Annotated in this window: 19 protein-coding genes; 12 read left to right on the top strand and 7 right to left on the bottom strand. The window is 53.6% G+C overall.

All coding sequences use genetic code 11. The features are described 5' to 3' along the window. Positions 1 to 8: 8 nt before the first annotated feature. From NSCA4_RS0112295 to NSCA4_RS0112270, 6 genes are all read left to right on the top strand, one after another. Entirely contained in the window at positions 9 to 899 is an 891-nt protein-coding gene (locus NSCA4_RS0112295) for an NAD(+) kinase (RefSeq protein WP_016688388.1), read from the top strand. 212 nt (positions 900 to 1,111) lie between these two features. Further along, the gene (mnmC1, locus tag NSCA4_RS0112290) at positions 1,112 to 2,728 is read left to right on the top strand and encodes an FAD-dependent 5-carboxymethylaminomethyl-2-thiouridine(34) oxidoreductase MnmC1 (RefSeq protein ID WP_016688387.1); all 1,617 of its coding nucleotides are present in this window, start codon (positions 1,112 to 1,114) and stop codon (positions 2,726 to 2,728) included. A gap of 321 nt (positions 2,729 to 3,049) precedes the next feature. Then, positions 3,050 to 3,646: an excalibur calcium-binding domain-containing protein gene (locus NSCA4_RS0112285; RefSeq protein ID WP_438284947.1), complete on the top strand. Its 597-nt coding sequence runs from the start codon at positions 3,050 to 3,052 to the stop codon at positions 3,644 to 3,646. A gap of 94 nt (positions 3,647 to 3,740) precedes the next feature. After that, a complete protein-coding gene (waaF, locus tag NSCA4_RS0112280) occupies positions 3,741 to 4,763 on the top strand; it encodes a lipopolysaccharide heptosyltransferase II (RefSeq protein WP_016688385.1) in 1,023 nt (340 codons plus the stop codon). A gap of 482 nt (positions 4,764 to 5,245) precedes the next feature. After that, complete coding sequence (locus tag NSCA4_RS0112275) at positions 5,246 to 6,505, top strand: glutamate-5-semialdehyde dehydrogenase (RefSeq protein WP_016688384.1); 1,260 nt, start codon at positions 5,246 to 5,248, stop codon at positions 6,503 to 6,505. Positions 6,506 to 6,795: 290 nt separating this feature from the next. Continuing rightward, the gene (locus NSCA4_RS0112270) at positions 6,796 to 8,766 is read left to right on the top strand and encodes a calcium-binding protein (RefSeq protein WP_016688383.1); all 1,971 of its coding nucleotides are present in this window, start codon (positions 6,796 to 6,798) and stop codon (positions 8,764 to 8,766) included. 348 nt (positions 8,767 to 9,114) lie between these two features. Here the strand turns inward: NSCA4_RS0112270 and NSCA4_RS0112260 are convergent, their stop codons facing one another. Then, positions 9,115 to 9,750 (bottom strand): TetR/AcrR family transcriptional regulator, encoded by a 636-nt coding sequence (locus NSCA4_RS0112260; RefSeq protein WP_016688381.1) that lies wholly within the window; start codon positions 9,748 to 9,750, stop codon positions 9,115 to 9,117. Between the two features lie 404 nt (positions 9,751 to 10,154). Between NSCA4_RS0112260 and NSCA4_RS0112255 the strand changes: the two genes are divergently transcribed. From NSCA4_RS0112255 to NSCA4_RS0112245, 3 genes are all read left to right on the top strand, one after another. Beyond that, positions 10,155 to 12,200 carry a TonB-dependent receptor gene (locus tag NSCA4_RS0112255; protein WP_016688380.1) on the top strand — a complete coding sequence of 682 codons (2,046 nt, stop codon included), beginning with the start codon at positions 10,155 to 10,157 and terminating at the stop codon, positions 12,198 to 12,200. A 330-nt stretch (positions 12,201 to 12,530) separates the two neighbouring features. Continuing rightward, the gene (locus NSCA4_RS0112250; RefSeq protein WP_016688379.1) at positions 12,531 to 12,929 is read left to right on the top strand and encodes a hypothetical protein; all 399 of its coding nucleotides are present in this window, start codon (positions 12,531 to 12,533) and stop codon (positions 12,927 to 12,929) included. A 116-nt stretch (positions 12,930 to 13,045) separates the two neighbouring features. After that, positions 13,046 to 14,275: an MFS transporter gene (locus tag NSCA4_RS0112245; RefSeq protein ID WP_016688378.1), complete on the top strand. Its 1,230-nt coding sequence runs from the start codon at positions 13,046 to 13,048 to the stop codon at positions 14,273 to 14,275. A 252-nt stretch (positions 14,276 to 14,527) separates the two neighbouring features. On the opposite strand, the gene NSCA4_RS0112240 is transcribed toward NSCA4_RS0112245, so the two are convergent. The 5 genes from NSCA4_RS0112240 to NSCA4_RS0112220 form a co-directional block, all read right to left on the bottom strand. Continuing rightward, entirely contained in the window at positions 14,528 to 15,838 is a 1,311-nt protein-coding gene (locus NSCA4_RS0112240; protein WP_016688377.1) for a sulfate adenylyltransferase subunit 1, read from the bottom strand. Between the two features lie 257 nt (positions 15,839 to 16,095). Then, entirely contained in the window at positions 16,096 to 17,322 is a 1,227-nt protein-coding gene (locus NSCA4_RS0112235) for an HlyD family type I secretion periplasmic adaptor subunit (RefSeq protein WP_016688376.1), read from the bottom strand. A gap of 90 nt (positions 17,323 to 17,412) precedes the next feature. Next, entirely contained in the window at positions 17,413 to 19,596 is a 2,184-nt protein-coding gene (locus NSCA4_RS0112230; protein WP_016688375.1) for a type I secretion system permease/ATPase, read from the bottom strand. Positions 19,597 to 19,635: 39 nt separating this feature from the next. After that, the gene (locus NSCA4_RS0112225; protein ID WP_016688374.1) at positions 19,636 to 20,937 is read right to left on the bottom strand and encodes a TolC family protein; all 1,302 of its coding nucleotides are present in this window, start codon (positions 20,935 to 20,937) and stop codon (positions 19,636 to 19,638) included. Between the two features lie 197 nt (positions 20,938 to 21,134). Beyond that, positions 21,135 to 21,920 carry an inositol monophosphatase family protein gene (locus NSCA4_RS0112220; RefSeq protein ID WP_016688373.1) on the bottom strand — a complete coding sequence of 262 codons (786 nt, stop codon included), beginning with the start codon at positions 21,918 to 21,920 and terminating at the stop codon, positions 21,135 to 21,137. A gap of 183 nt (positions 21,921 to 22,103) precedes the next feature. Between NSCA4_RS0112220 and NSCA4_RS0112215 the strand changes: the two genes are divergently transcribed. Beyond that, positions 22,104 to 22,919, top strand: a complete 816-nt coding sequence (locus NSCA4_RS0112215; protein ID WP_016688372.1) for an RNA methyltransferase — start codon at positions 22,104 to 22,106, stop codon at positions 22,917 to 22,919. 70 nt (positions 22,920 to 22,989) lie between these two features. Then, positions 22,990 to 23,841, top strand: a complete 852-nt coding sequence (locus NSCA4_RS0112210; protein WP_016688371.1) for a DUF1853 family protein — start codon at positions 22,990 to 22,992, stop codon at positions 23,839 to 23,841. A 340-nt stretch (positions 23,842 to 24,181) separates the two neighbouring features. On the opposite strand, the gene NSCA4_RS0112205 is transcribed toward NSCA4_RS0112210, so the two are convergent. After that, the gene (locus tag NSCA4_RS0112205; RefSeq protein WP_016688370.1) at positions 24,182 to 24,976 is read right to left on the bottom strand and encodes a factor H-binding protein; all 795 of its coding nucleotides are present in this window, start codon (positions 24,974 to 24,976) and stop codon (positions 24,182 to 24,184) included. Positions 24,977 to 25,315: 339 nt separating this feature from the next. Between NSCA4_RS0112205 and NSCA4_RS0112200 the strand changes: the two genes are divergently transcribed. Further along, positions 25,316 to 26,269: an L-lactate dehydrogenase gene (locus tag NSCA4_RS0112200; RefSeq protein WP_016688369.1), complete on the top strand. Its 954-nt coding sequence runs from the start codon at positions 25,316 to 25,318 to the stop codon at positions 26,267 to 26,269. Positions 26,270 to 26,373: the final 104 nt, after the last annotated feature.

Genomic DNA, 26,373 nt, shown 5'->3' with positions numbered 1-26,373 from the left:
CTATGCCTATGAACAGCCCGTTTCACAACATCGGTATCGTAACCCGCCCCAATACCCCCGAAATCCAAAACACCGCCCACACCCTCATCCACTTCCTGCAGGGACACGGCCTCACCGTCTATCTGGACGAAATCGGCATAGAAGAGCGCTGCATCTATGTTCAAGATACCGTCGGCTGCCACATCGTCAGCAAATCCGACTTGGGCAAACACTGTGACCTCGTCATCGTCCTCGGCGGCGACGGCACATTCCTCTCCGTCGCCCGCGAAATCGCCCCGCGCACCGTACCCGTTATCGGCATCAACCAAGGGCATTTAGGCTTCCTCACCCAAATCCCCCGCGAAAACATGACCGAAGAGCTGCAACTCGTCCTCGAAGGCAAATACCTGCCCGAAGAGCGCATCCTCATCGAAGCCACCCTCGTCCGCGACCGCGAAACCATCCACCGCGCCCTTGCCCTCAACGACGCCGTCCTCTCGCGCGGCGGTGCCGGACAAATGATAGAGTTCGAAGTCTTCATCAACCAAGAATTCGTTTATACCCAACGATCCGACGGCCTCATCGTCTCCACTCCCACCGGCTCCACCGCCTACTCCCTTGCCGCAGGCGGCCCCATCATGCAGGCAGGCTTGCACGCCTTCACCCTCGTGCCCATCTGCCCCCAATCCATGACCAACCGCCCCATCGCCATCCCCGACACCTCCGAAATCGAAATCCTCGTTACCCAAAGCGGCGACGCCCGCGTCCATTTCGATGGACAATCCTTCATCGACGTACAAAACCTCGACCGCATCATCATCCGCCGCTACCACAACCCCTTGCGCATCCTCCATCCCACCGACTACCAATACTTCCGAACCCTGCGCCAAAAATTACACTGGGGCGAACAACTCGTATAAACATCAAAGGTCGTCTGAAACCCGATTGCCCAGTTTTCAGACGACCTTTAATAACCATCCGTTCAAATCCCAAATACACACATTCCATCATTCCCGCGCAAGCTGGAATAACAAAATTCATCAATCATTTACACTAAAAATTGATGATAAAAGACGATAAAAATTACTGAGATACTTTTATCTGTTTCCCCACTTTTTCAGACGACCCCACCATGCCCATCCTCGCTTGGAACACCCTGCCCGCCCCCGCCGAACTTGCCCGCGTGATTGAAACTCATCCCGCGCCGCTGCATCTGATTGCCTGTCTGAGCGAAAACCGCATTCCTGATTTTCATTTGTCCGATGCCCCGACCGAGCTGGAAGGCCGTCTGAAAAACCGCCTCGACCAAGCTGTAAAATGCCTTCAGTTCAACAGCGTCAACTTTCTGGAAAACCTGTTGCCTAATGTGCATCTCTGGCTTGTTCCGCCACACCGCGCCGACAGCCTGCACGAACATTTCGACCGTATCGAATGGCAGACCGAAGCCGTACCGCAAGCTGCGCCCAAGCCCGTCAAACCTTGGTTCAGACGACCACAATCTACCACTCCGCCCGAACACGCGCTGGTTATCGGCGCGGGCATAGCCGGCGCCGCGACCGCGCGCAAACTGGCGGAACACGGTGTGCGCGTTACCGTTTTGGAAGCGGGCAAAGCGGCGCAAGGCGGCAGCGGCAACCGACAAGGGCTGCTCTACGCCAAAATCTCACCGCACGACACCGAGCAGACCGAACTGCTGCTGGCGGGCTACGGCTACACCCGCCGCCTGCTGCAAGACCTGCTGCCCGATTCCGACGCCTGGGGCGGCGACGGCGTGTTGCACCTCAATTTCGACGAAGCCGAACGCAAACGCAATCAGGCATTGGGTTTGCAGCAGCATCATGCCCACCTTTACCGCAGCGTGTCCACCGACGAAGCGGCGCAAATCGCAGGCATAGACGTCTTTTCAGACGGCCTCTACTGGCCGCAGGGCGTATGGCTGAACCCGCCCGCCGTTGTCCGCGCCTTACTGAATCATCCGCTGATTGAGTTGCACGAAAACACGCCCTTATCCTCCGCCGAATACGACGGCGCAAACTGGACGGCGCACACACCACACGGCAGCTTCAGCGCAACTCACATCATTTACTGCATGGGCGCACACAGCCCGAACGCCGCCGACGCCAACGTCTCCGCCCTGCCTTTCCGCCAAATCCGCGGGCAAACCGGCGTGGCGGCAGCAAGCGGTTTTTCCAAACGCCTGCGCTGTGCGCTATCCGGCGAAAGCTACATCAGCCCGAGCTGGCAAGGGCGACACTGCTACGGCGCAACCTTCGTCCTCAACAGTAACGACGACGCTTGGTATCCGCACGAAGAAACCGCCAACCGCGCCGCCCTGCAACAACTCAACCCGCCATTGGCGCAATCATTGTTTGAGCAAAACCCGCTTTGCTCGGTTTCAGACGACCTCTCTGCCCCGCCGCAAGGACACGCCGCCCTGCGCTGCGACAGCCCCGACCACCTGCCCGTCGTTGGCGCGCTCGGCGACATCGCCGCCATGCAGACCGCCTACGCCAAACTCGCGTTGGACAAAAATTACCGCCTCGACAACATCCCCTGTCCCTACCTGCCGAACGCCTACATCAACACCGCCCACGGCACCCGCGGACTCGCCACCGCCCCCGTCTGCGCTGCCGCCATTACCGCCGACATCCTCGACCTGCCTCAGCCCCTGTCCCAACGCCTGCGCACCGCCCTAAATCCAAACCGCGCCGTCATCCGCGCCATCGTGCGGCAGCAATCTTTGCTTTGATGCAACACACAGGTCGTCTGAAAGCGGATAAAGCACGTTCGCTAAAACATGAAGACGAGTTTTCAGACGACCCCGGCACGACAACAACAAAGCACCCATACAATCATAAAAATATTAACAACCTGTTTTCAAAAATATCTTTCTTAATTCAAAAACCCGAAATTTACATATAAATATCAACCCCTCCCCTTGTCCATTTATAGATTTCGTTTAAAATACCGACCTAAACAACAACTATTCTATATAGATAAAATGCGTCATTACGGAACCATCATCCGCTGGAACGACAACCGGAGGTTCGGAGCCATCCGGGAAGAAAACATGGGCAAAGAAATATTCGCCCCGCTCTCCGCCTTCACCACGCTGCCGCACCCGCCCGCCGAAGGTCAGCGCGTATCGTTTGAAATTATCAAAGGCAGACGCGGACGCGACGAAGCGGAAAACATCTGCTTCGCTTCCGACTGCATCGGCGAAGCCGACTTTTTCGCCCCCGAGCCTGAGCCTTTTAAAGCAGCCTTTTCCAAACTCCTGTGGATCATCCCCGTCATTGCCCTCTTGGCCGCAGGCGGATGGTTCGGCTGGAACTATTGGCAGGAATACCGCCGTCAGGTACAGGAAACAACGGCGGCTGCACCGGTTACAATGGTGTCCGAAGTTGCCGAAAAGATGAAAGCCGAACGCAAGGCATGGAAAGACGCCGCAAGCGGACGTACTGCTTTCAAACACGGTTCAACTGCTTCAACCGGCTCCGCCGCCGCCACCGACACTACCACTGCATTCAAATGCGACGGTCGTCAGCACTGTTCCCAAATGAACTCTTTGGAAGAGGCGGAATTTTTTATCAAAAACTGCCCAAACACCAAAATGGACGGTGATCATGACGGTATTCCGTGCGAAAACGACAGCCGTTGGCATTAATCGCCACAATGCAAAAAGGTCGTCTGAAAATGTTTTTCAGACGACCTTTTTAAATCGGCTACAATATCGCGCAATACAAACCTACCCTACCACCATGTCCAAAAAAATTCTCATCATCACCCCGAGCTGGATCGGCGACTGCGTCATGACCCAGCCGCTTTACCGCCGCCTGCACGAACTCCATCCCGGCTGCACCATAGACGCATTCGCGCCCAAATGGTCGATGGCGGTATTCGAACGCATGCCCGAAATCAGCCGCGTCATCGAAAACCCGTTCGGACACGGCGCGTTGGAACTGAAAAAACGCTGGCGCATCGGGCGCGAACTGGGCAAACAGGGTTACGACCAAGTCATCGTCCTGCCCGGCTCGCTCAAATCCGCCCTCATCGCCTTCGCCACCGGCATCAAACAGCGCACCGGCTACGTCGGCGAATCGCGCTATCTGCTGCTCAACGACATCCGCAAACTCGACAAAGCCGCCCTGCCCCTGATGGTCGACCGCTACACCGCCCTCGCTCATCCGACGCAGGCGGATTTCAACGGACATTCCGACAACCCGCATTTCACCATTTCCCCCGAAAGCCGCGCCGCCGCGCTTGCCAAATACGGTTTGGACACCGACAAACCCGTTCTCGCCTTCTGCCCGGGTGCGGAATACGGCCCCGCCAAACGCTGGCCCGCACGCCATTTCGCCGAACTCGGCCGCCGCTATCTGGCGGAAGGCTGGCAAGTTTGGCTCTTTGGTTCACAAAAAGATTTCGACATCGCCGAAGAAATCAACCGACTTTCAGACAACCTCTGCACCAACCTCTGCGGCAAAACCAACCTTTCCGAAGCGATTGACCTGCTCTCCTGCACCGACACCGTCGTCTGCAACGACAGCGGCCTGATGCACCTCGCCGCCGCCCTCGACCGCAAACTCGTCGCCGCCTACGGCTCGTCCAGCCCCGACCACACCCCGCCCTTGAGCCAAAAAGCCAAAATCGTCAGCCTGCACCTCGAATGCTCACCCTGCTTCAAGCGCGAATGCCCGCTCGGTCATACCGACTGTCTGAACAAACTCACGCCGGACATGGTTCAAAAAGCCGCAGAGGAATTGGCGGAAACGGAATCCTAATAAACATCAACCGACAATCCTGTAATCAGCAGTAAGACCATACGACAAAAGGTCGTCTGAAAACAGACGGGAATCCAGACCTTGATTTTTAGGAATGTTTAAAGATTGGTACAGCTTTAAGACTCTGGATTCCCGCCTGCGCGGGAATGACGGCATAGAGGCTTCTTATTTTCCTTCATCCTATCTTTTCAGACAGAAGTAGCGTGGGCTTTGCCCACGAAATCTACCCATTCCCGATACAGTGTTTATCCGCCATCGTTATTCCCGCCCCTGCCTATGCGGAAGTCTTAATAAATGCCCGACCCATTGTTTCTTGAATCCAACTTTCAAATTTTCAGACGACCTTTCCACCATTGACCTTGAAACTCCATACTGCCGTGAAACAAACCGCAAGTTAGAGCCGCCTTCACCCTGTTTTGTATTGAATTCCCGTTCAGACGACCTTATCATCAACCCATTCCCACTTTTCCCGCAGAAACACCATGCAAAATATCCAAGACTATGTCCTCCGCACTGCGTCCGCTGCCAAGCAGGCTTCCTATATTGTCGCTGCCGCCGAGACCGCGCAAAAAAACGCCGCGCTCCTGTGCGCCGCCGAACTCATCAGACACCATCAAACCGCCATCCTCGCCGCCAACGCCCAAGATATGGAACAGGCCGCGCAGAAAGGTTTGAACGACGCACTGCTCGACCGCCTGCGGCTGACTGAAAAAACCATAGACGCCATGTGCGAAGGTTTGCGCCAGATTGCCGCCCTGCCCGACCCCGTCGGTGAAATGGACGAATTCCGCACCCGCGAAAACGGCCTGCAAATCGGCAAAATGCGCGTACCGTTGGGCGTTGTCGGCATCATTTACGAATCCCGCCCCAACGTAACCGTCGATGCCGCCGCCCTCTGCCTCAAATCCGGCAACGCCTGCATCCTGCGCGGCGGCAGCGAAGCCTTCAACAGCAATATGGCGCTTTCCAAACTGATTACGCAGACGTTAGTTGAAAACGGCCTGCCCGCAGCGGCCGTCAGCCTAATTGAAAACACCGACCGCGAAAGCGTCGGCGCCATGCTGCAAAGCCCCGAGTTTATCGACGTCGTCATCCCGCGCGGCGGCAAATCGTTGGTTTCCCGCATCGCCGCCGAAGCCCGCGTACCCGTCATCAAACACCTCGACGGCATTTGCCACGTCTATATCGACCGCGCCGCCGACGCCGAAAAAGCCGTCAACATCGCTTTCAACGCCAAAACCTCGCGCTACGGCACCTGCAACACCATGGAAACCCTGCTCGTCCACCAAAGCCGCGCCGCCGAAATCCTGCCCGTATTGGCGGAGAAATACGCCGACCGCGACGTCGAGCTGCGCGGCTGCCCGCGTACCCTGTCCATCCTGCCCCACATTCAGACGGCCTCCGAAGAAGACTGGGACACCGAATACCTCGCCCCCATCCTCTCCGTCAAAATCGTCGACAGCCTCGAAGAAGCCGTCGCCCACATCAACACCCACGGCAGCCACCACACCGACAGCATCGTAACCGAATCCTACACCGACGCCCGCACTTTCCTGCGCACGGTCGACAGCGCCAGCGTCATGGTCAATGCCTCCACCCGCTTCGCCGACGGCTTCGAGTATGGTCTCGGTGCGGAAATCGGCATTTCCACCGACAAAATCCACGTCCGCGGTCCCGTCGGTCTGCACGGACTGACTTCGCAGAAATGGATAGTGTTGGGCGACGGGCAGGTTCGGTCGTAATTCCTTCACTTTCTTGAGCGATAAAACGACAAAAGGTCGTCTGAAAAACAGTTTTCAGACGACCTTTTCAGTTTTACTTTCCCTATTATCGGTACACCAAATGTTCTACCTAATTATTTCTAATTTTAAATTAACATATTAAACAATATATTAAATTATTATATCTTATCCATTATTGTTTTCTCCGATACAATCGACATCATGCCATATAAGAAAAAATCTATTTAATGTCAAATAGATATAAATTTATTATTCACTCTTCCCATCCATTTTTCCACAGGAGAACTATTATGGCTGATACATTGCTTTCTTTAAAAAACAACCAATCCGTCGTTATTACCGGTACGGACCGTAATGATACTTTATATGGTAGTACGGGACATACCATATTCTACGGTGGCTTAGGGAACGATACTTATTACAGTAAAAATGCGGGCGATACCATCATCGAGCGTGAAAACGAAGGCCGCGATCTAATCTATAGCAGCACCGACTTTACCTTACCGGAACATGTCGAAGATCTGAAGTTGCAGGGCAACAGTATGTTAGGTATCGGCAATGATGCAGACAATGTTATATGGGGCAATTCCAACGGCAACCGTCTATACGGCAAAGGCGGCAATGATCGGATGCTTGGCGGAAATGGCAACGATTATCTATGGGGCGACGATGGTGATGACCGACTTGGCGGACTAGGCGGCAACGACGTTCTGAATGGTGGAAGCGGAAACGATTTTCTATATGGCCATGACGGGGAAGATATCTTATATGGCGGTACGGGTATGGACACCATGCTCGGAGGAAAGGGAAACGATACTTTCTATGTAGATAATGTAAAAGATACAGTCGTCGAAGACGCAGATGCAGGCTACGATACGATATACAGCAGTGTTACCTATACCGCGCCAACCCACGTTGAAAAACTGATTTTAGAAGGTAAAGACAATATCTTCGGCTTTGGCAACAATGCCGATAACAGCCTTATCGGCAACAGCGGCAACAATCGCTTGAGTGGCGGGCGAGGTAGCGACACGCTCTATGGCATGGAAGGTAACGACCTATTAATGGGTGGTGATGATCGCGATGAACTTTACGGCGGACAAGGTGATGACATCCTGCGTGGCGATGCAGGCAACGACCTGCTCGACGGAGGCTATGGCAACGATACTTTAGACGGCGGCAGCGGTGCAGACACTATGGCCGGCGGCTTGGGAAATGATGTCTATCATGTTGATAATGTAAACGATACGGTTATTGAGGAAATGAACGGCGGTATCGACACGATTTACAGCAGTGTTACCTATACCGCGCCAACTCACGTTGAAAACCTAACGCTGACAGGCAACGACAATACCTTCGCATTCGGCAACAACGCCGATAATATTCTGACGGGAAACAGCGGCAATAACCGATTAAGCGGAGGACGCGGCAGCGACACGCTATACGGCAATGAAGGCAACGACCTGCTGATGGGAGGGGATGGTAACGACCATCTCTACGGCGGTAGCGGAGCTGACACCATGCGTGGCGATGATGGTCATGATAATTATTATGTCGACAATATCAATGATAAAGTGATTGAACGCTGGGGAGAAGGTGTCGATACGATATATAGTAGTGTTTCCTACACAATCCCAACCTACGTCGAACACCTGACCCTGACCGGCAGCAACAACACTTTCGGCATCGGCAATTACGGCGACAATACCATTACCGGCAACAGCGGCCACAACCAATTAAACGGTGAGGGCGGCAACGATACCCTTTACGGCATGAGTGGAGACGACCTGTTGTCGGGCGACAGTGGAAACGACTATCTCTACGGCGGCGACGGGGATGACAGGCTGAATGGAGGAGACGGGATCGATTACCTCCACGGCGGCGACGGCAACGACTACCTCACAGGCGGTTCGGGCAGCGATACCATCGTTACAGGTGCAGGCAAAGATACCGTCGCTTTCTCCACCTCAGACATCCGCGACGGCAGTATGGACCGTATTACCGACTTCAACCCTTATATGGACAAGCTTGACCTGTCCGGTATGCGTTCCCTGCTAAGCGGCAGCGAGGCAAATGTGAGCTGGTCGGAACTGTTCGTCAAAAATCCTTATTATTACGACACTGGCCGTTCTTACCTCGTCTTCGACTCTGTATCTCAAACCCTCGCCTACCGAGCGGCAGGTGCAAGCAGCAATACCGTGTTCGCCAAATTTGACGACAGTCAGGCGGCTTTGCTGAGCGCTTCCAATATCATCGGCTGAGCTGAGGCAAACCGGATTTTTAGAAGAAGCCTGAGCGCAAACGTCGTCTGAAACCGAAAATCAGGTTTCAGACGACGTTTCTATTTGACGGGGAAAAAATAAAAACAGGATATTTTCAGCCATCCTTTTATCACAGGTTTGACGGTATATTGCCTGTTTCCCCACAAACCGTAGATATTTGAGAAAACTCTTTATCGGCTGGTAATTAGCCTGCTGCTTATCCCGACTCCGAGTTACTGTAATTTTTGATATGGCAAACATCCGAAACGTCGTTTGAAAACGGGCAATCCGTTTTCAGACGACGTTTTATCAAACACGATAAACCTCTTTCGACTACCCACGGATCAATCATCCCAGGCGTTCATCGTCCTCTCCCGCCAAACCGTGCAGCAACAATCCCAATATATCCTGCGGCAGTTTTTGCGGCGCAGCGGCATAAAGCGCGGCCAGTTGCGGATGGCGCATCAATATATCCGCCTGACGGATGAACAGGTCGATGAGTTCCACCGGCAAATCGGGCTGAATCAGGCGGCGTTGTTGCAGGGTGTGGAAGAAGCTGCGCATAAAGGCGTATTTTTCTTCGTTCAACTCATGGAAAAACCGCTCCAGCTCCAAATCGGTGTTTTCTTCGATGTCACGCAGGAAGGCGGCGGAATAGAGTTCTTCAAACGATTGTTTTTGTAGGACAAACACGGCTTCGGCGGCTTCGCGCAGGTTGCATTGCCGTGCAAGCAGCGCCTCAAATTCGGCACGGACGCGGTTTTTCTGTTCGGTAACGATTTCCTGCAAGAGCGCGTTTTTGCCGCTGTAATATTTGTAAAAGGTAACGCGGCTGACGGCGGCCTCGGCACAGATTCCGCCTACGGATACGGCGGAAAAGCCGTGTTCGCGGAACAGGCGGCGGGCGGTGTCGGCGATGGTTTGTTGTTTGCTGGCGGTCATGACGGTAGGAAGGTTTTGATTTTGTTCATAAAGGGTTTTCATTAAAGTTATCCGCAAGTCGGATACTCATCATATTTCCCCACGGCGGCAATGGCAATACGGCGGCGTTTCAGACGACCTCTTTCCTTATCCCTCCGCTCCGCCCTGCGGACAGGGGGCTGTCGGATGCTTAGCAGGCCAAATTCATAAAGGTTACAGAATCGCCCTCCCCCAACCTTCTCCCGCCGAACGGGAGAGGGAATTGTTTTTTAGATAGTTCACTATAAAAAGGGGGGATGTAAAGTGAATGATAAACACTTGCATTCCTGTTTTTTGTTTCTTATACTTTACATTAATAGTTTGTTTTATGTAAATGTGTAAACAACAAATATTTGCATACTGATGGAGTGGTTGGATTGTCTGATGTTCAATCCGCTCCGACGTATGTCGTCTGAAAGGATAAGGAAATGCAGAAACCTACCCTCCGCCGCCTGCCGCTGCTGCTTGCTGCCGCTTTCGCCTCCGAATGGATTTATGCCGCCGATGCGGCGCAAGATGCGGAACAAGTGCAGTTGGAAGAAGTCGTCGTCACCGGCGAACGCACCAACCGCAGCGGCTTTGAAACCGCCACATCCAACCGCGTTTTCACCGCGCCGAACATCGACCGCAGCGGCCACAATCTTTCCGCAACCGACTTGCTCAAACAGACCGTGAACACGGTGGACTTGGGCAGCGGCAACGATCTGCCGACTGTGCGCGGTGTCGATGGTTCCGGCCCCGCCGTCGGCGCGGTGGCGTTTTTCGCGGGCACTCGGCCGCGCCTGAACCTGTCCATAGACGGCCGCTCCGCCACTTACAACGAATACGCCTTCGGCACGCAGTCGCTGTGGGACATGCAGCAAGTGGAAGTCTTGCGCGGGCCGCAAAGCCATGTGCGCGGGCAGAACGCGGTGGCGGGCGCGGTGGTGATGCGTTCCAAAGATCCGACCGACGAATGGGAAGGCGCGCTGCGCTTGGGTTTGGGCAACCAGAAAACGCGTAATGTCGCCGGCGTAGTGTCCGGCCCGATTGTGAAAAACAACCTTGCCTTCCGCTTGAGCGCGGAGCGGCAGCAGCGTGAAAGCTACGAGCCGTTCGTGTCCTATGAGCCGACCGGCAACCCGCGCCGCGTGGAAAACACCAACGTGCGCTTCAAACTCCTGCTCACGCCCGAAAATCATCCCGATTTTTACAGCCGCCTGACGCTGAACCACATCCGTTCGCGCGCACCGCAAAACGAAATCATGGGCAATACCGCCAGCCGCCGTTTTTTAAAAGAAAAGCCCGTGTTCGTAACCGGCTCGACATCGGGCATCTGGGACGTATCGTGGCAGCTTAACGACTATTTGAAACTGGAAAACAAACTGGTTTACGGCCGCTACCACAACGAGCGGCTGCACCTGCCGATGACCGTCAGCCCGCAAGGCGTGCCCGCCGAACTCAAAGGCCGCGAACTGCAATGGGAGCCGGTATTGCATTTTTCCAACAAAGGCCGTCTGAAAGGCCTTGCCGGACTGCACTACTTCCGCAGCAAACAAGACGAATGGGTAGATATCCGCAGTGTCGGCGGCCGCAACACCTTTGACGACCGCAACAGCGTGCGCGCCCTGTTTGCCGAAACCACATACAGCCCCAGCGAAAAATGGGACATCACAGCCGCCGCACGCCTTGAAAAAGAAACGCACAAACGAAGCGGCGGCAGCGGCGCACTGCACCTTGATTTAGACAAAGGCCAGACCGTGTTCCTACCCAAAATCGACATCGCCTTCAAACCCACCGACCAATGGGTCAGCGGCATCAAAGCCGCGCGCGGCTACAACCCGGGCGGCGCGGGCATCACCTTCGGCCGCCCCGTCGTAACCTACACTTATGAACCCGAATATGTGAACAACTACGAGTGGTACACCCGCTGGCGCAGCGCAGACCGCCGCCTGCAACTCTCCGGCAACCTGTTCCTGAACCACTACCGCGACATGCAGCTCCCCTTCTATCTCGGCACCAACTCCGTCGTCATCCGCAACGCCAAAAAAGTCCATACCTACGGCGCGGAACTCGCCGCAGACTGGCAGGCGACCGACAGCCTGAAACTCACCACCGGACTGGGGCTGCTCAACACCAAAATCAAAAGCTATCCCGACAGCGGCATCGAAGGCAACAAACTCGGCCGCGCACCCAAATACACCGCCAACATCGGCGTGAAATACCTGAACGACAAAGGCTGGGAAGCCGGCGGCGACGTGCGCTTCTACGGCGGCTACTACTCCGCCGCCGACAATGCCGAATCAGGCAAAATCGGCGCATACAACCAAGTCAACCTCTACACCGCCTACAACTTCAAACAAGGCCGCGTCTCGCTCTACGCCGACAACTTGTTCAACCGCCGCCGCCCCATATTCATTTTCGGCGCCGACCGCCAAGACGCACTCTACCAACGCCCCAGAAGCGTGGGCGTGAGCGCGGAATGGAAGTTTTAGGCGGGGCTGAAATGATGGAGGTCGTCTGAAACAATCGTAGGTCAGGCATTTATGCCCTACCTACGGTTACTGGAATAACGAAGATCGTCTGAAACGGCCGTAACAACCGATTACCGTCATTCCCGCGCAGGCGGGAATCCAGACCTATCCGCACAGAAACTTATTCAGATAAAGAAGTACCTTCGAGTCTCCATTCTGGATTCCCACCTGCGCGGGGGTAGCGAAGCGGACTTGCGTAAACTAATGACGGCACAAGAAATCTAATAAAAAGCCAAGCATAAATGCCCAACTATTGACCTACCCTGCTTCCCCAACACCCAAAGGAATCCCATGCACTACTTCACCCCCGTCAAAACCCTGCCCGAAGGCGCCATCTACCTAACCGACCTGACCCACGTCGCCGACTTTTCCGACTGGCTGACCGAATTCGAAACCCTGTTAAGCCAAAACACCCGCTTCGCCACCGTCTGCACCCCCATGCGGCGGCAGGTGAGCGACGAACAGCGCATTGCCGACCGCAAAACCTACATCGAATGGATAAAGGCGCACCGGCCGCAACTCGCCGAACGCTGCGCCGCCATGCTCCTCATCGAACCCGACGCGGCGCAACTGCAATTCTTCCGCGAACAATCGTCCAAACTCGCCCCCGCGCTGGGCGTGAACTACATCGTCGAAGCCGACGAGCAAACCGCCCTGCTGCGGGCGGAAGAAGCGTTAAAGGCCGTCTGAAAAGACTGCAAACACCGATAGCGGTTTTTCGGCCGCAAATCGGCTGCACACGCTTGATTTTTTTATTTTCAGACGGCCTTTACCTTCACACGCTCCGCCCCAAGGAAAACCAACCCATGCCGCAAACCTCCGCTTCCCCCACCCCGCGCGACTGGCTGCTGCTTATCGGCGGCAGCACCTACAAATTCACGCTGACCGGTTTTTATCTGGTCGCGCTGGTCGCTATTTTGAAAAACCACGGTTACAGCCTGAACCAACTGAGCTGGATACATTTAATCGGCGGTATCGAAGCGGCGAAGGTGTTGTTTGCCGCGCTGATGGAGCGGCGTCCGGCGGGACGGTTCGGGCGGTTTCGCGGCTGGCTGCTGGCGGCGACGCTGGGGCTTTCGGCGGTGTTCGGGCTGATGGCCTGCACCGACATGTCACGGAATTTCCCGCTGCTTTTGACCTGCTGCGTTTTGCTCTCGGCAATGTCGGCGGTATACGGCTGCGCGATGCTGGGCTTGTCGTGCATCGTCCTGCCGCACCGCGAACGCGGTTTCGGTGGTGTGATTCAGACGATGGCGGCGCGCGGCGGCAAGATGATAGGCGGTGCGCTGGTGTTGTGGCTGTATCAGGAATACGGGCAGACGGCGGCGGCGGGCTTTATGCTGGCGTTCACCCTGCTGATGTTGCTGCAACTCTTGTGCTACCGCGAGCCGGAAAGCCCGACGGCACAAGGCGGTTTGACGGCGTTAGCGGCACGGCTGGTCTCCTTTTGGCGGCGACCTGAAACGGGCTGGCGGTGGCTGGTTTTGCTGTTTGCCGTTGCCGCACCGTATGCGTTTGCGGCGGCGACTTTTGTGCCCAAGCTGGCGGATTTGGGCTTCTCCCCGAAACAGACGGGCGGAATTCTGGCGGTGGGTATTCCTGTTGCCTGCCTGATTGTTACGCCGCTGTCGGGCTGGTTTTCGCGCAATTATCCGCGCCGCAAACTCGTGTTCCTGCTCTACGCGCTGCAACTGCCGCTTTTGGCGTCCATGACCGCCATCGACGCGCTTGCCCGCGTCCACCCTTGGCTGCCACCCGCGCAAATCATCGCCCTGAGCCTGAGCTACACGCTGCTGCTGCCGGTAATACTGGCGTTGGTGATGGACAAATCCGACCGCGCCACCGCCGCACTCGACAGCAGCCTGCAATTTTCCGTCGTCCTGCTCGGCAGTTACGCGGCCGGTTTCGCCGCCCTGCGGCTGGCAAAGTCGGTCGGCTATGCCGATTCGTATTGGGCGGCGGTGGGTCTGGCCGTATTGACGGGCGGACTGCTGTATGCGTGCCGAAAATTGTTTGATTCAGACGAGCCGTCATGAGAGATCATCTGAAAACCTTCCTTTCCGATTTCAGACGACCTTTTACCATGCATCCAAATAAAAATGCCATGCCGCGATTTCGTTATTTTAATTCACTGTAATTTTCGCCGCGTTGGATGAGGACAAGGCTGCGCCGCAGGACTTAAAGCCAACTTGCCATATTCCCTGCCTTAGTCTGCCATGTTAAAGAGGTCGTCTGAAAAACTCTGCTTCGGTTTTTCAGACGACCTCTTCAATTCAAGATGCCCTGTTTTAAATTTCAAAACTGTCCGCATGGTCTGCCTTGCGTATCATGCCTGCGGCGACGGTGTGGTTGGTGGCTTCGTCTATCAGGACGAACGCGCCGAGGGCATGGTTTTCCTCATAGGGCGCGGCGGCGATCGGCTGCTGGGTTTTGAGGCTGACGCTGCCGATGTCGTTGAGTTTGAGTGTGTCGGCGGACTCGACGCGGCTGAGGGTGTTCACGTCCCAAACGTAGGAAATCGCGCTGATTTTGACGGGCGTGGTTTGGGTGGTGTGTTTCAGCAGGTATTTGCGGCGCAGGTTGAGCGGGATGTCGTCGAACCAGCACAGCGAGGCTTGAAACTGCTGTTCGGGCGCGACGGGGCTGTCGGCGGCGGCGATGCTGTTGCCGCGCGAGATGTCGAGGTCGGTGTCGAGCGCGACGGTCAGCACTTCGCCTGCTTCGGCGGATTCGGTTTTGCCGTTTGGATTGTAGATTTCGGCGATTTTGGCGGTGTGTCCGCTAGGTAGGATTTTAACTTCGTCGCCGGTTTTCAGACGACCTGCTTCCAGTCTGCCTTGATAGCCGCGGAAGTCGTCGCTGCTGCTGCCGTCTTGCCGTGCGACGCGCTGCACGGGGAAATGGGCGGCTTGGTCGGCGGCGTTTTGGCGGTTGACGGGCAGGCTTTCGAGCAGGGGTAAAAGCGGCAAACCTTGATACCACGGGGTTTGGCTGCTGGCGTTGACGATGTTGTCGCCTTTTAACGCGCTGATGGGCAGGAAGTGGATTTGGGCTTGGAGGCTGATTTGTTCAGCCAGTTTGCGGTAGGCTGCGGTAATGGCCTGATATTTGGTTTCGTCGAAGTCGAGCAGGTCGAGTTTGTTGACGGCGATGATGACGTTGGGGCAGCCCAAGAGTTTCAGAATCGCGCTGTGGCGTTTGGTTTGCGGCAGAAGGACGGGTTCGCTGCCGGAAAAATCGACGCGCGTCGCGTCTATCAGGACAATGGCGGCATCGGCGGTCGATGCACCCGTTACCATGTTGCGGGTGTATTGTTCGTGTCCCGGCGTGTCAGCGATGATGAATTTGCGCTTGGGCGTGGCGAAATAGCGGTAGGCGACATCGATGGTGATGCCTTGTTCGCGCTCGGCAGCAAGGCCGTCGGTGAGGCTGGCGAAGTCGGGCGTTTCGCCGTTCTCGGCGGCGCGGTTGAGTTTGTCGAGCTGGTCGGTCAGCAGGGTTTTGCTGTCGTAGAGCAGGCGGCCGATGAGGGTGGATTTGCCGTCGTCGACGCTGCCGGCGGTGATGAAGCGCAAAAGCGGGGCGGTGGTTGCGGTCATGGTTCTTTCCTTAATTCTCGGATTGCCCGTTACTTTAATGAGGTCGTCTGAAAATGGGAAAGAATGCTTGGTTTTAAAAAAAGATGATTTCGTTATATTCGTAAAAGAAACGGATCGAGATGAAAATACTGTAAGACCCTATTCCCGTACAAATAGGAGTGAGGACTGCCAATACTCCCCTATTCGACCAAAAGGTCGTCTGAAATACATTTTCAGACGACCTTTTGTACGGTTAATCAAGTTTTATTAGGAAAAAATTAACGCTCGCTCAATGCCTGCTTCATACGAGTAATCGGTTTGATCAGGTATTGGAATATGGTTTTTTCACCGGTTTTAATGTCCACCGTAGCAACCATACCGGGGATGATCGGCATGTCTTTACCGTTTTTGTCTTTCAGAGTGTTGTTCTCAGTTTGGACGATGACTCGGTAGTAAACTTGGTTGGGGTCGAGTTTCAAGTCATTGGCGCGGCTTTGCATGGAGTTACTGACGGTATCTGCGCCAACGAGGGTAACTTTGCCGTCCAGACCGCCATAGATGGAGTAGTCATATGCGCTGACTTTAACCAAAGCAGGCTGTCCTGCGCGGATAAAGGCGATGTCTTGCGGACGGATATAGGCTTCGACAAGGAGTTTGTCGTCAACAGGGACGATTTGCATGATTTCTTCGCCAGGATTGACTACGCCGCCGATGGTATTGATTTTAATGTTTTTGACGATACCGCGCATGGGGGCGCGGATTTGGGAGCGGTCAACCGGGTCGGCGCGCATCGCCATGTTTTCTTTGGATTGCGCCAGCTCGGACTCGGATTGGACGAGTTCGTTGTTGGCATCTGCTCTGTAGCGGTTGCGGCGTTCAGCAATTTGCAGGGTCAGATCGCTGGATTCGCGGCGCATTTTGAGGAGCTCGACTTCGGACATGACACCTTGTGCCACCATGGGCGCTGTAATGGCGATTTCGCGGTCGAGTGCGGCTTTGCTTTGTACCAGGCTTTGTACGGCATCGGTCATGGCTTGGCGGCGGGCATTATATGCGGCGGTTTCGCGGCGACGAAGTTCAGGGCTGACGTTTTTAGGAAAACTAAGTTTGCCGCCGTAGGCTTCGGCTTTAAGACGGGCGATGGTGGCTTCGAGGTTTTGAACTTTGGCTTCGCTCTCGCGTAAAACGGCAAGGCTGCGGGTGTCATCGAGCTTCAGCAGAATTTGGTCTTTTTCAACCAAATCGCCCTCTTTAACCATCATTTGGGTAATCACGCCGGGGTCTAAACTTTGGATGACTTGTTCACGACTGCTGGGGATAACGTTGCCGTTACCACGGGTTACTTCTTCAACGGTGCTGTTGTATGCCCATACGACAAAGACGACGAGCAGCAGGAAAAACAGGATGATGACCCAAAATTGGCCGCTGTGTTTTTCTTTTTGCAAGGCTGCATTCAAATCGTTAATGAGATGCAGGTCTTTGGATTTAACGTTGTTTTCGCTCATAATGATGAATCTTCGGTATCTGTTTGTTGTTTTCAAAGAGATCGTCTGAAACGCTTTCTACGTGTTTTCAGACGACCTTTTCCCTTTTCGTCATGCTTGCGCCGCTTCGCCGGGACGTTGGTTTTCCTGCGCTTGTTGTGCTGCTTTGACTTTGTTTTGCTCGTTTTGCATCAGTTTTTGCAAGACTAAATCACGCGGACCGTCCATAACGACTTTGCCGTTTTCCATCACGATGATGCGGTTAACGATTTGCAGCACTTGCGGACGGTGGGTTACCAAGAGCATGGTGCGGTTGCGTCCCCATTGGGCGATAGCGTTCAATGCCATGCGTTCGGTACCTTGGTCGAGACTTGTTGTCGGTTCGTCCAAAAGGACGACTTTAGGGTCGCGCAGCGTCATGCGTGCGAGGGCAATGATTTGTTTTTGACCGCCAGACAGACCCAAGCCGTCTTCACCCAAAGGCATATCCAAGCCTCTCGGATGGTTGCGGATGATTTGATCCAGACCGAAGCGTTTAAGTGCGGTCAGCAGGTCTTGGTCGGTTGAATAGCTGTCGGCACGCGCCAAGTCCATGTTTTCGCGCAATGTGCCCAAGAAGAGGCGTGGAGATTGGCTAAACAGGAGGACTTGGTTACGCAGGAAGTTCGGATCGAGTTGGCGCATATCGACGCCGTCGAGGGTTACGTTGCCTTTTTCGGTATCGTACAGACCGCTCGCCAGCTTCAACATGGTACTTTTACCGCTGCCGATGCGTCCGAGAATACCGACTTTTTCACCGGGTCGGATGTTGATGCGCAACTCATCAACCGCGTTGTTGCTTTCGTTTTTGTATTTAAACGTTACGTTTTCAAAGGCGATATTGCCTTGAACGTTATCCAAAGTAATGTATTTGCGCTCCGAGCTGCGCTCAATCGGACGGGAAACAATGTCGTTCACGCCTCTTAACGCCAACTTAGCCTGTTGGAAGCGGGTAGCAAGACCGGCAACTTGAGCCAATGGCGCCAATGCTCGACCGGACAGGATGACAGAGGCAATCAACGCACCCATGGTAATCCGTTCCGCGTGGTTGTCGGCATGAATCAGATAGGTACCGACAACGACCAAAAAGACGGTATTGAGTTGCTGCATAGCAACGGCGAAGTTGACCATGAAGTTGCTGGTATCTTTAACTTTTATAGATGAGGCGGATGTTTTGGCAGTGAATTCGTCCCAGCGTTGTTGCGCCCATGAAGTCGCGTTGTTGGTTTTCAGGGTTTCGATACCTTCGATAGCTTCTACGGCAAGACCTGAACGTTGCGAACTTTCTTTCATGGATTCGTTAATATGGCGCGACAAGGGGCGTTGGACGATGAATCCGACAATAACGACAATCGGAATAATCGCCAAAGGAACCAAAGCCAGTTTGCCGCCGACTATCGAAATAACAAAGATAAACAGCAACAGGAACGGCAAGTCCACCAAAGTCAACAGGCTCGCGCTGGTCATGAATTCACGTACGGATTCAAATTCGCGCAGGTTGTTGGCATATGAACCGGACGAAGCGGGACGGTCGGCGAGGCGCAATGCCATCACGCGGCGGAATAAGGCGGAGCTGATAATCAGGTCGGCTTTTTTACCGGCGATGTCGGTCAAATGGCCGCGTATCATCTTGGCGGCAAATTCGAACAAAATGGCAAGGACAACACCGATACTCAACACCCAAAGAGTTTCATAGGCTTGGTTGGGAATGACGCGGTCGTACACGTTCATGACATACAACGAACTGACCAAGGCGAGGAAGTTGATGATGACGGTCGCCAAAATCACTTGATAGTAATAGCTGCGGAAACGCCAAATAACTTTCCAAAACCATGCTTTGGGGAGGTGGTATTCGGGCAGTTCGGAACGCGTGTCCGCCGCCATTTTTGGCTTGATAAACCAGCAGTAACCCAGATACAGACCGGAAAGCTGGTCATGATCAAGCTGCTGCTCCAAGCCATCTACCTGACGGATATGATATTTTCTGTTTCGACCCGAACCTTCGATGTTCGTAATGACGGCAGCTTCTTCGTTGTGAAGAATGATTATCACAGGAACGGCAAGCGAAGGAATGTCTTCCAGATTGCGCTTGGACAATGTGTTTTCAAAGCCGTGGCTGCGTAAGACTTCGACAAGGGAATGATAGTTGACATTGAGTTTTTTATCCCGCACCACCTCTGCCGTCAGCGCAGCTTCTGACACAGGCGCCCCTAAGAGACGGGTAACCAACACAATATGTTCAATGATTGCTTTCATGATAATTCGCGTAATGAGTAATGATGTTAAGATTTTATGTTATTGCTTCAAGCCTGCCCAATTCGCCATTTGCGCCTGCGCAGCCAAATAATCCAATGCGGCATCGCGGAAATCGTTGCGCGCCGAAATGTTTTCCTGCTCGATGCTGGACAATTCGTTGTATGCGCCCAAAACATCGGTCAGCGTGCGGCGGGCAATTTTAAATTGCAGCTCGTAAGTTTTAACCACGTCTTTTTGGGCGGCAATATGTTGAGCGGCAATATCGGCACGGCGTTCGCTCTCGCGCATGTCGATTTCGGCGGTTTGGGTTTTCTCGGTAATGTCGCGCATAATCTGCTCGGATTTCGATTCGGCGGCAATCAGGGCATCGGCATTTTTCTGCACATTATGGCGCGCGGCAACGTCTAAGACATTCCATGCCACATTCAGATAAAGCTGCCTGTTGTCACGGTTCGCATTACCTTCCAGATTCACGGCGGGCAGGCGTTCTGCTTTGGAAACGTCCAAATCTGCCTTCACGCTGTCGCGTTCTGCCACCTGCGCCCGATAGGAAGGATTGGTGTTGTTATCTGCGGTTTTGAAACGGCGAACCAATGATTCCGCGCTGTCGCTGGCAAACGGATCTTCCAAATCTTCTGCCGTCAACTGCCGTCCGGTGTAGCGGGACAAACGGCTCAACGCCAATTCCATCGTGCGTTGTTGTTGGGCGATTGACGATTCGACCTGCAACTGGCGCGCACGCGCTTCGATGAGTTCGGAGCGGCGGCCACTGTCGTATTTCACAATAATGTTCAAATCTTTCAGAAGATTATTGTGCCTAACCAGACTTTGACGGTTGATGCGCAGGATTTCTTTTGCGCGCAATGCGGTCAGATAGAGCTTGCCGATGTCGCTGCCCAGACGTTCCTGATTTTCAAAATAGCGCTGATGATAGTATTGCTCTCTGTTTTTATCACGCCTTACCGCTGAATTGATGGCGCCCCACGAATAAACATTCACAGTTCCGCGTATACCGATACCGTCACTCATGTCGCTGCTGGAATATTTGTTTTTTTGCGTCAAAACTTTGGTGCCCGTCAAAGTCAACACGGGATAATGCCGCGCACGGGTCGCCTTGGTCGTACCTCTTGCGGAATCTTCAGTCGCTTTTGCTTCCTTTACAATCGGATCGGACACCATGGCATCTCTCAAAATAGCCTTCAAAGGATATGCCTGCGCTGTTGTCGCACACACCGCCGCACAAACTGCGGCAGCAATTCGGCCGGTGCGAAGGATGGATGCTTCGGGACGATTCAAAAAAGATTTTTTCTTCATATTATTCACAGCAATACGGTTCGTCATTTATCTGATTGGCAGAGGCGCGGCCTTTTGCAAATCAATTCTTTGAGCATATTATCATTAATCGGTATCTCTGTTTTCAGATTGCGACAAAAGGTAGTTATATGCGCCTGAAAGTAACATGGATGATATTCCTACTATTGCTAAATCACGACACCGTATTAAAACGGTCAAAAGGTCGTCTGAAAACGACCTTCTGTTTATAGATGTCCGGCAATAATTTGCAGCATCTGCGCCAGCACTTTCGGATTGGCTGCCACGATATCGCCGCTTTCCAGCCAGCCTTCGTTACCGGACATATCGGTAACGATACCGCCCGCTTCCTGCACGATCAGCGCGCCCGCGGCAACATCCCAAGGCTTGAGGTTGAACTCGAAGAAACCGTCCAAACGACCGGCCGCCACGGCACACAAATCCAACGAAGCCGCGCCTTCTCTGCGTCCTCCGGCCGTTTTTGCCAAAAAGTCTTTCAAAATCGCCAGATACTTGTCCATCATGCTTTGATCGACAACAGGAAAGCCGGTACCGATCAAGCAGCGGTTCAACTCAATACGGGAAGAAACGCGGATACGGCGGTCGTTGAGCAACGCACCTTTGCCGCGCGAAGCCATGTAAACGTCGTTGCGCTCAGGTGCGTACACCAAAGCTTCCTGCAACACACCTTTGTGCAGCAGCGCCATAGAAATCGCGTATTGGGGATGACCGTGTAAGAAGTTGGTCGTGCCGTCGAGCGGATCGATGATCCATTCGTATTCCGCAGAGGCTTTACCATGGGAGCCGCCTTCTTCACAAGTGATTTTGTGATGCGGATAGGCTTCTTTAAGCGCATCCACCAAAATCATTTCAGAATTGCGGTCAACGTCGGAAACAAAATCGTTGAATGCCTTGCTGTCGATTTTGACGGCATCCAGATTGCCGCTTGCGCGGATCATCATCTGCCCGGCTTTGCGGGCGGCTTTGAAAGCGGTATTTAAAAACGGATTCATGGGTTTTCTTTCTAAATCAGGTAAAATACCGTCCGGTGCATCTGCACCGGACGCAACGTTTGTACGTTTCCGACGTTGTTAAAGAACATTTCAGACGACCTCTCAAGCCCCAAGGCGAAAGGTCGTCTGAAAACAAAAAGATGGCGCATTATACCCGATTCCCGAACAAACCGAAAACAAAACATGACTTCAGCCAAACCCGAATTGCCCGACTATCTCGGCAATATCCGCATCATCCTTACCCGCACCAGCCATCCTGCCAATATCGGCTCTGCCGCCCGCGCCATGAAGACCATGGGGCTGCACAAACTCACCATCGTCGCCCCGAATTTGATGTCCACGCCGATGACCGAGCAGCCGCCCGTTTTCAACCCCGAACACCCGCAAGACTTCCAACTGCCGGAGGAAAGTTTCATCCTAGCTTCTGGCGCGGCAGACGTATTGCACAACGCCGTGATTGCCGCCACACTTGACGAAGCCCTCGCCGACACCACGCTCGCCTGCGCCCTTACCAGCCGCCGCCGCGAAATCACCGCGCCGCTGCAAACCCCGCGCGAACTGGTTCCCGAATTATTGCAGGCGGCACAACGCGGAGAACAGGTTGCCCTCGTCTTCGGTAACGAAACCTTCGGCTTGAGCATCGAAGAAGTACAGGCGTGCAACCGCCTGATGACCATCAACGGCAACCCCGACTATTTCTCGCTCAACCTCGCCCAAGCCGTTCAGGTCGTGTGTTACGAAATCTTCAGCCAGACCGATATGCCCATGACCCACCTGCAACAGGAAGACCACGCCGCCACACACGAGCAAATCAAAGGCATGATCGCCCACATGGAAAGCGTCATGGACGACATCGGCTTCTTCAACCGCCGCAACAGCGAACGCCTGATGCGCCGTATGCAAAGCCTGTTCGGCAGAGCAAATACACAAACCGAAGACATCGACATCCTGCGCGGCTTTTTCAATACCGTCAGCCATCGTCTGAAGAAGAAAGACTGAAAAAGGTCGTCTGAAAACTTGATTGCAAGTTTTCAGACGACCTCAGACAAACTATCAACCAGATACAGCCATGAACTACGCCTTAGATGCCCTTTGGTGGAAACTCTCCCACCCGTCCGTCCGCGACCTCGCCACTCTGCTGACCGCCCCGCCGCTTTGGCAAAGCGGCTGCGAATTGAGCGTCCGCGAACTATTGGGCGAACGCGGCTTCCGCTACCTTTTGGATTTGAACGGCAATCCCGCCCCCTTAGATGACTATCTTGCCGAACACGCCCCCTTCGGCAACCGACTCGGTATCTACGCCGAGCGCCTGCTCGCATTTTGGTTTGCCCACGCGCCGCATACCGAGCTTTACGCCTATAACTTGCCCGTATTTTCAGACGACCTCACGCAAGGCGCCGCCGATTTCATCGCCTCCATCAACAGCAAACCCTACCATATCGAACTGACCTGCAAATATTACGGCAGCAACAGCGGCAAATCCGCAGATATGTGCGGCCTCAATGCCAAAGACACCCTCGCCGCCAAAGCCGCCAAACTGCCCCGCCAACTTGTCCTGCTTCAATCCCCCGAAGGCAGCGAAACCCTGCGGAAAAACCGCCTCCCCGACGCGCCGCAACCCGCCTCCGTCATACGCGGCATCGGCTTTTTCCCCGTCGGCGCAGATTCCACCGAAGCCCCGCTGAATCCATACTGTTGGCACGGCGTCTTTATCCGAGACTGGTCGACATATCCGACCCACGACGGCGCACGCTACCACTTCATCGACCGCATGGCATACCTCGCCCCTGCCCGCGTCGCCGAAGCGCAGACCCTGTCCGACCACGCCGTCCGCCAAATCGAAAGCGGCTTAATCGCCAAACTCGAATTGCGCTCCGACGGCTTTTGGCATGAAATCGAACGCATCATGAAAGTTGCTTGAGTCCAAAGCATCCATACCTACAAACCATATAGCAAACATACTTAACTTTAAATACAGCATGCCATCAAATTCCGTCATTCGCCCCCCACCTACACGAGAACAGGCTACAGCGGGAATCCATCGTAAAACTTGAGAAACCTTGGTTTGAAAAATAGTTTCTGAATCTCAAAAATGGATTCCCGCCTGCGCGGGAATGACGACACCCGGTAAGTTGCGTATCGAAAATAAAGTAATTTAGCTATATTTTCCAAATTTCCGATACAAAAAGGTCGTCTGAAACCTTTTATCTAAAATAAAGGTTTCAGACGACCTTGTCCGTCAGACTGAGGATTGTCCCACCCTACTCTTTCTTACCGGAAAAACCGATTTCCTGAATTTTACCGCCATCGTTGATTTTAGCCTTACCGGCAATTTCTTCAGCTTTACTGCCGAAAAGCTTCAGCTCGTAACTACCTTTTTCCAAACCGTCCTTCATGGCTTTGCCGCTCAAGCCTGAGCCGTTGCCCATGGCTTGGATGTCGGTTTTCGCCAATTCGACGTTATAGCCGCTATGCATTCCGCTGATGCTGCCGCTGCCTTGTTTCTTCTCAAAATCAACCGTGTAAGACAAACGCCCGCTGCGGTCGTCGCCGTTGAACGCGATACCTTTGTAGTTTATTTGTCCCAATTTAGGCAGATTACCGAAAGCAATATCCTGCCCCTGAATTTCGTTAACATGAAAATCGAATGCCTCGGAACGTGTGCCATCTGCCGGATTGGTTTTCTGCTTTGCCAAAGTGGCGGCAACGATGGAATGGTTTTGTTTATACACCAAAAAATCACCGCGTTCCAATTCGATAAGTTGTCCGTTTACAGTAATTTTTTTCACATAGTCAAAGTCGGAAACACGGTCGTTTTTCAGATAACCCGTATCCAAAACCCCGCCTTTTTTCAGGGTTTGGGTTTTACCGCCCCTGTCGGTCAACTCCAGTACGCCGTCGTCGGGAACAGATTCGGAAACAGTCAGTTGCTTCCAATCTTTTGCATTAGGATCAAGCGGCTTGGTCAGTCCGTCCGCCAAGCTGCTGCCTGCGCTGCTGCAAGCGGACAAAATGCAGGTGGCAGCCAAAACCGCCAATAAAGATTTCGCTTTCATTCGTTTCCTTTCATTATCATGATTCATAACTATTGTGCCTCCGTATTTCGGCGGCAATGTCTGCAAACAAAATCCGTCCGAATTTTCGGACACACTCCGTAAGTTATACTATAACGGTTTTATGATGATATTCATGACTTAAATCAAAATAAATATACTGCATTATATCAGGCCTCTTTACTGCTTTTCTTGCTATTGCTCCCACCGTGACCGGCAAATGCCTTATGTGCTTATTTTTCCACTACAATCCGCTACATATCAAACAGGTCGTCTGAAATTTGACGCCACTCTGCCCAAGTGTTATTAATAATTCCTATTCACAAACAAGCAGGAATTAATATGAAAAAAGTTGGTAATAAAGTGGTTGTCGTAGGCTTGGGCGCGGTCGGTGTCAGCTACGCCTATTCCATGCTCAACCAAGCCTTGTGCGACGATATGGTTTTAATCGACATCAACCGCACGCGTGCGGAAGGCGAGGCGCGCGACTTCCGCCACGGAATGCCTTATGCCGCTTCGCCTGCACGCATTTACGTCGGCGATTACGATGATTGTTCGGATGCAGACATCGTGTGTATTTGCGCGGGCGCGGCGCAGGCACCCGGCGAAACCCGTTTGGACTTAATCGACAAAAACCTGCGCATCTTCCACGACATCGTTTCGAAAGTCATGGCTTCCGGCTTTGACGGTATCTTCTTGGTTGCCTCCAACCCCGTGGATGTACTGTCTTATGCCGTTCTGCGCTTTTCAGGTTTGCCCAAAGAGCGCGTTATCGGCTCGGGCACCATCCTTGACTCCGCCCGTTTCCGCGTCTGTCTGGGCAACGAATTCGACGTCGCGCCTTGGAGCGTCGATGCCATGATGATCGGCGAACACGGCGACAGCATCATTGCGCTTTGGAGTACCGCCAACATCGCCGGTATGTCGGTTCAGAAGATGTTGGAACAATCAGAAGACGGGCAGGCGCGTATGGACAAAATCTATAACACCGTGCGCAATGCTGCCTACGAAGTCATCGCCGCCAAAGGCTCGACCAGCCACGGCATCGGCATGGGCTTGAGCCGTATCTCCAACGCCATCCTGCACAATCAAGGCGTCGTATTGCCCGTTTCCACCTTGCTTGAAGGCGAGTTCGGACAAAACGGCGTGTATATCGGCGTACCGACCGTCGTCAACCGCCAAGGCGCGGTCCGCATCATCGACCTGCAACTTTCAGACGACGAAGCCGAACGCTTTGCCCGCTCGGCGGAGCTGTTGAAAAGCTATCAACGCAAAGTCGATGAAATGATCGGGTAAATAGAACCGCCTCTAAGTAAAACGTCGTCTGAAAACTGGAAATTTGGTTTTCAGACGACGTTTGCTATGTAGGGGAAGTTAAACCGTCAATAGTCTAAATTCAA

Source organism: Neisseria sicca 4320 (genome assembly GCF_000193735.1).
In the GTDB taxonomy this organism is placed as follows: Bacteria; Pseudomonadota; Gammaproteobacteria; order Burkholderiales; family Neisseriaceae; genus Neisseria; species Neisseria sicca_E.
Note: the sequence above shows the minus strand (reverse complement) of the source record. Positions and strands in the feature narration are given on the sequence as shown.

Bases quoted from the DNA above. Each gene is read 5' to 3' on its own strand.
- NSCA4_RS0112215 (WP_016688372.1), top strand. From the start codon at position 22,104: ATGACTTCAGCCAAACCCGAATTGCCCGACTATCTCGGCAATATCCGC.
- NSCA4_RS0112285 (WP_438284947.1), top strand. From the start codon at position 3,050: ATGGGCAAAGAAATATTCGCCCCGCTCTCCGCCTTCACCACGCTGCCG.
- mnmC1 (WP_016688387.1), top strand. From the start codon at position 1,112: ATGCCCATCCTCGCTTGGAACACCCTGCCCGCCCCCGCCGAACTTGCC.
- NSCA4_RS0112240 (WP_016688377.1), bottom strand. From the start codon at position 15,838: ATGACCGCAACCACCGCCCCGCTTTTGCGCTTCATCACCGCCGGCAGC.
- NSCA4_RS0112225 (WP_016688374.1), bottom strand. From the start codon at position 20,937: ATGACGAACCGTATTGCTGTGAATAATATGAAGAAAAAATCTTTTTTG.
- NSCA4_RS0112205 (WP_016688370.1), bottom strand. From the start codon at position 24,976: ATGAAAGCGAAATCTTTATTGGCGGTTTTGGCTGCCACCTGCATTTTG.
- NSCA4_RS0112235 (WP_016688376.1), bottom strand. From the start codon at position 17,322: ATGAGCGAAAACAACGTTAAATCCAAAGACCTGCATCTCATTAACGAT.
- NSCA4_RS0112245 (WP_016688378.1), top strand. From the start codon at position 13,046: ATGCCGCAAACCTCCGCTTCCCCCACCCCGCGCGACTGGCTGCTGCTT.
- NSCA4_RS0112270 (WP_016688383.1), top strand. From the start codon at position 6,796: ATGGCTGATACATTGCTTTCTTTAAAAAACAACCAATCCGTCGTTATT.
- NSCA4_RS0112275 (WP_016688384.1), top strand. From the start codon at position 5,246: ATGCAAAATATCCAAGACTATGTCCTCCGCACTGCGTCCGCTGCCAAG.
- NSCA4_RS0112220 (WP_016688373.1), bottom strand. From the start codon at position 21,920: ATGAATCCGTTTTTAAATACCGCTTTCAAAGCCGCCCGCAAAGCCGGG.
- NSCA4_RS0112295 (WP_016688388.1), top strand. From the start codon at position 9: ATGAACAGCCCGTTTCACAACATCGGTATCGTAACCCGCCCCAATACC.
- waaF (WP_016688385.1), top strand. From the start codon at position 3,741: ATGTCCAAAAAAATTCTCATCATCACCCCGAGCTGGATCGGCGACTGC.
- NSCA4_RS0112230 (WP_016688375.1), bottom strand. From the start codon at position 19,596: ATGAAAGCAATCATTGAACATATTGTGTTGGTTACCCGTCTCTTAGGG.
- NSCA4_RS0112260 (WP_016688381.1), bottom strand. From the start codon at position 9,750: ATGAAAACCCTTTATGAACAAAATCAAAACCTTCCTACCGTCATGACC.
- NSCA4_RS0112210 (WP_016688371.1), top strand. From the start codon at position 22,990: ATGAACTACGCCTTAGATGCCCTTTGGTGGAAACTCTCCCACCCGTCC.
- NSCA4_RS0112255 (WP_016688380.1), top strand. From the start codon at position 10,155: ATGCAGAAACCTACCCTCCGCCGCCTGCCGCTGCTGCTTGCTGCCGCT.
- NSCA4_RS0112200 (WP_016688369.1), top strand. From the start codon at position 25,316: ATGAAAAAAGTTGGTAATAAAGTGGTTGTCGTAGGCTTGGGCGCGGTC.
- NSCA4_RS0112250 (WP_016688379.1), top strand. From the start codon at position 12,531: ATGCACTACTTCACCCCCGTCAAAACCCTGCCCGAAGGCGCCATCTAC.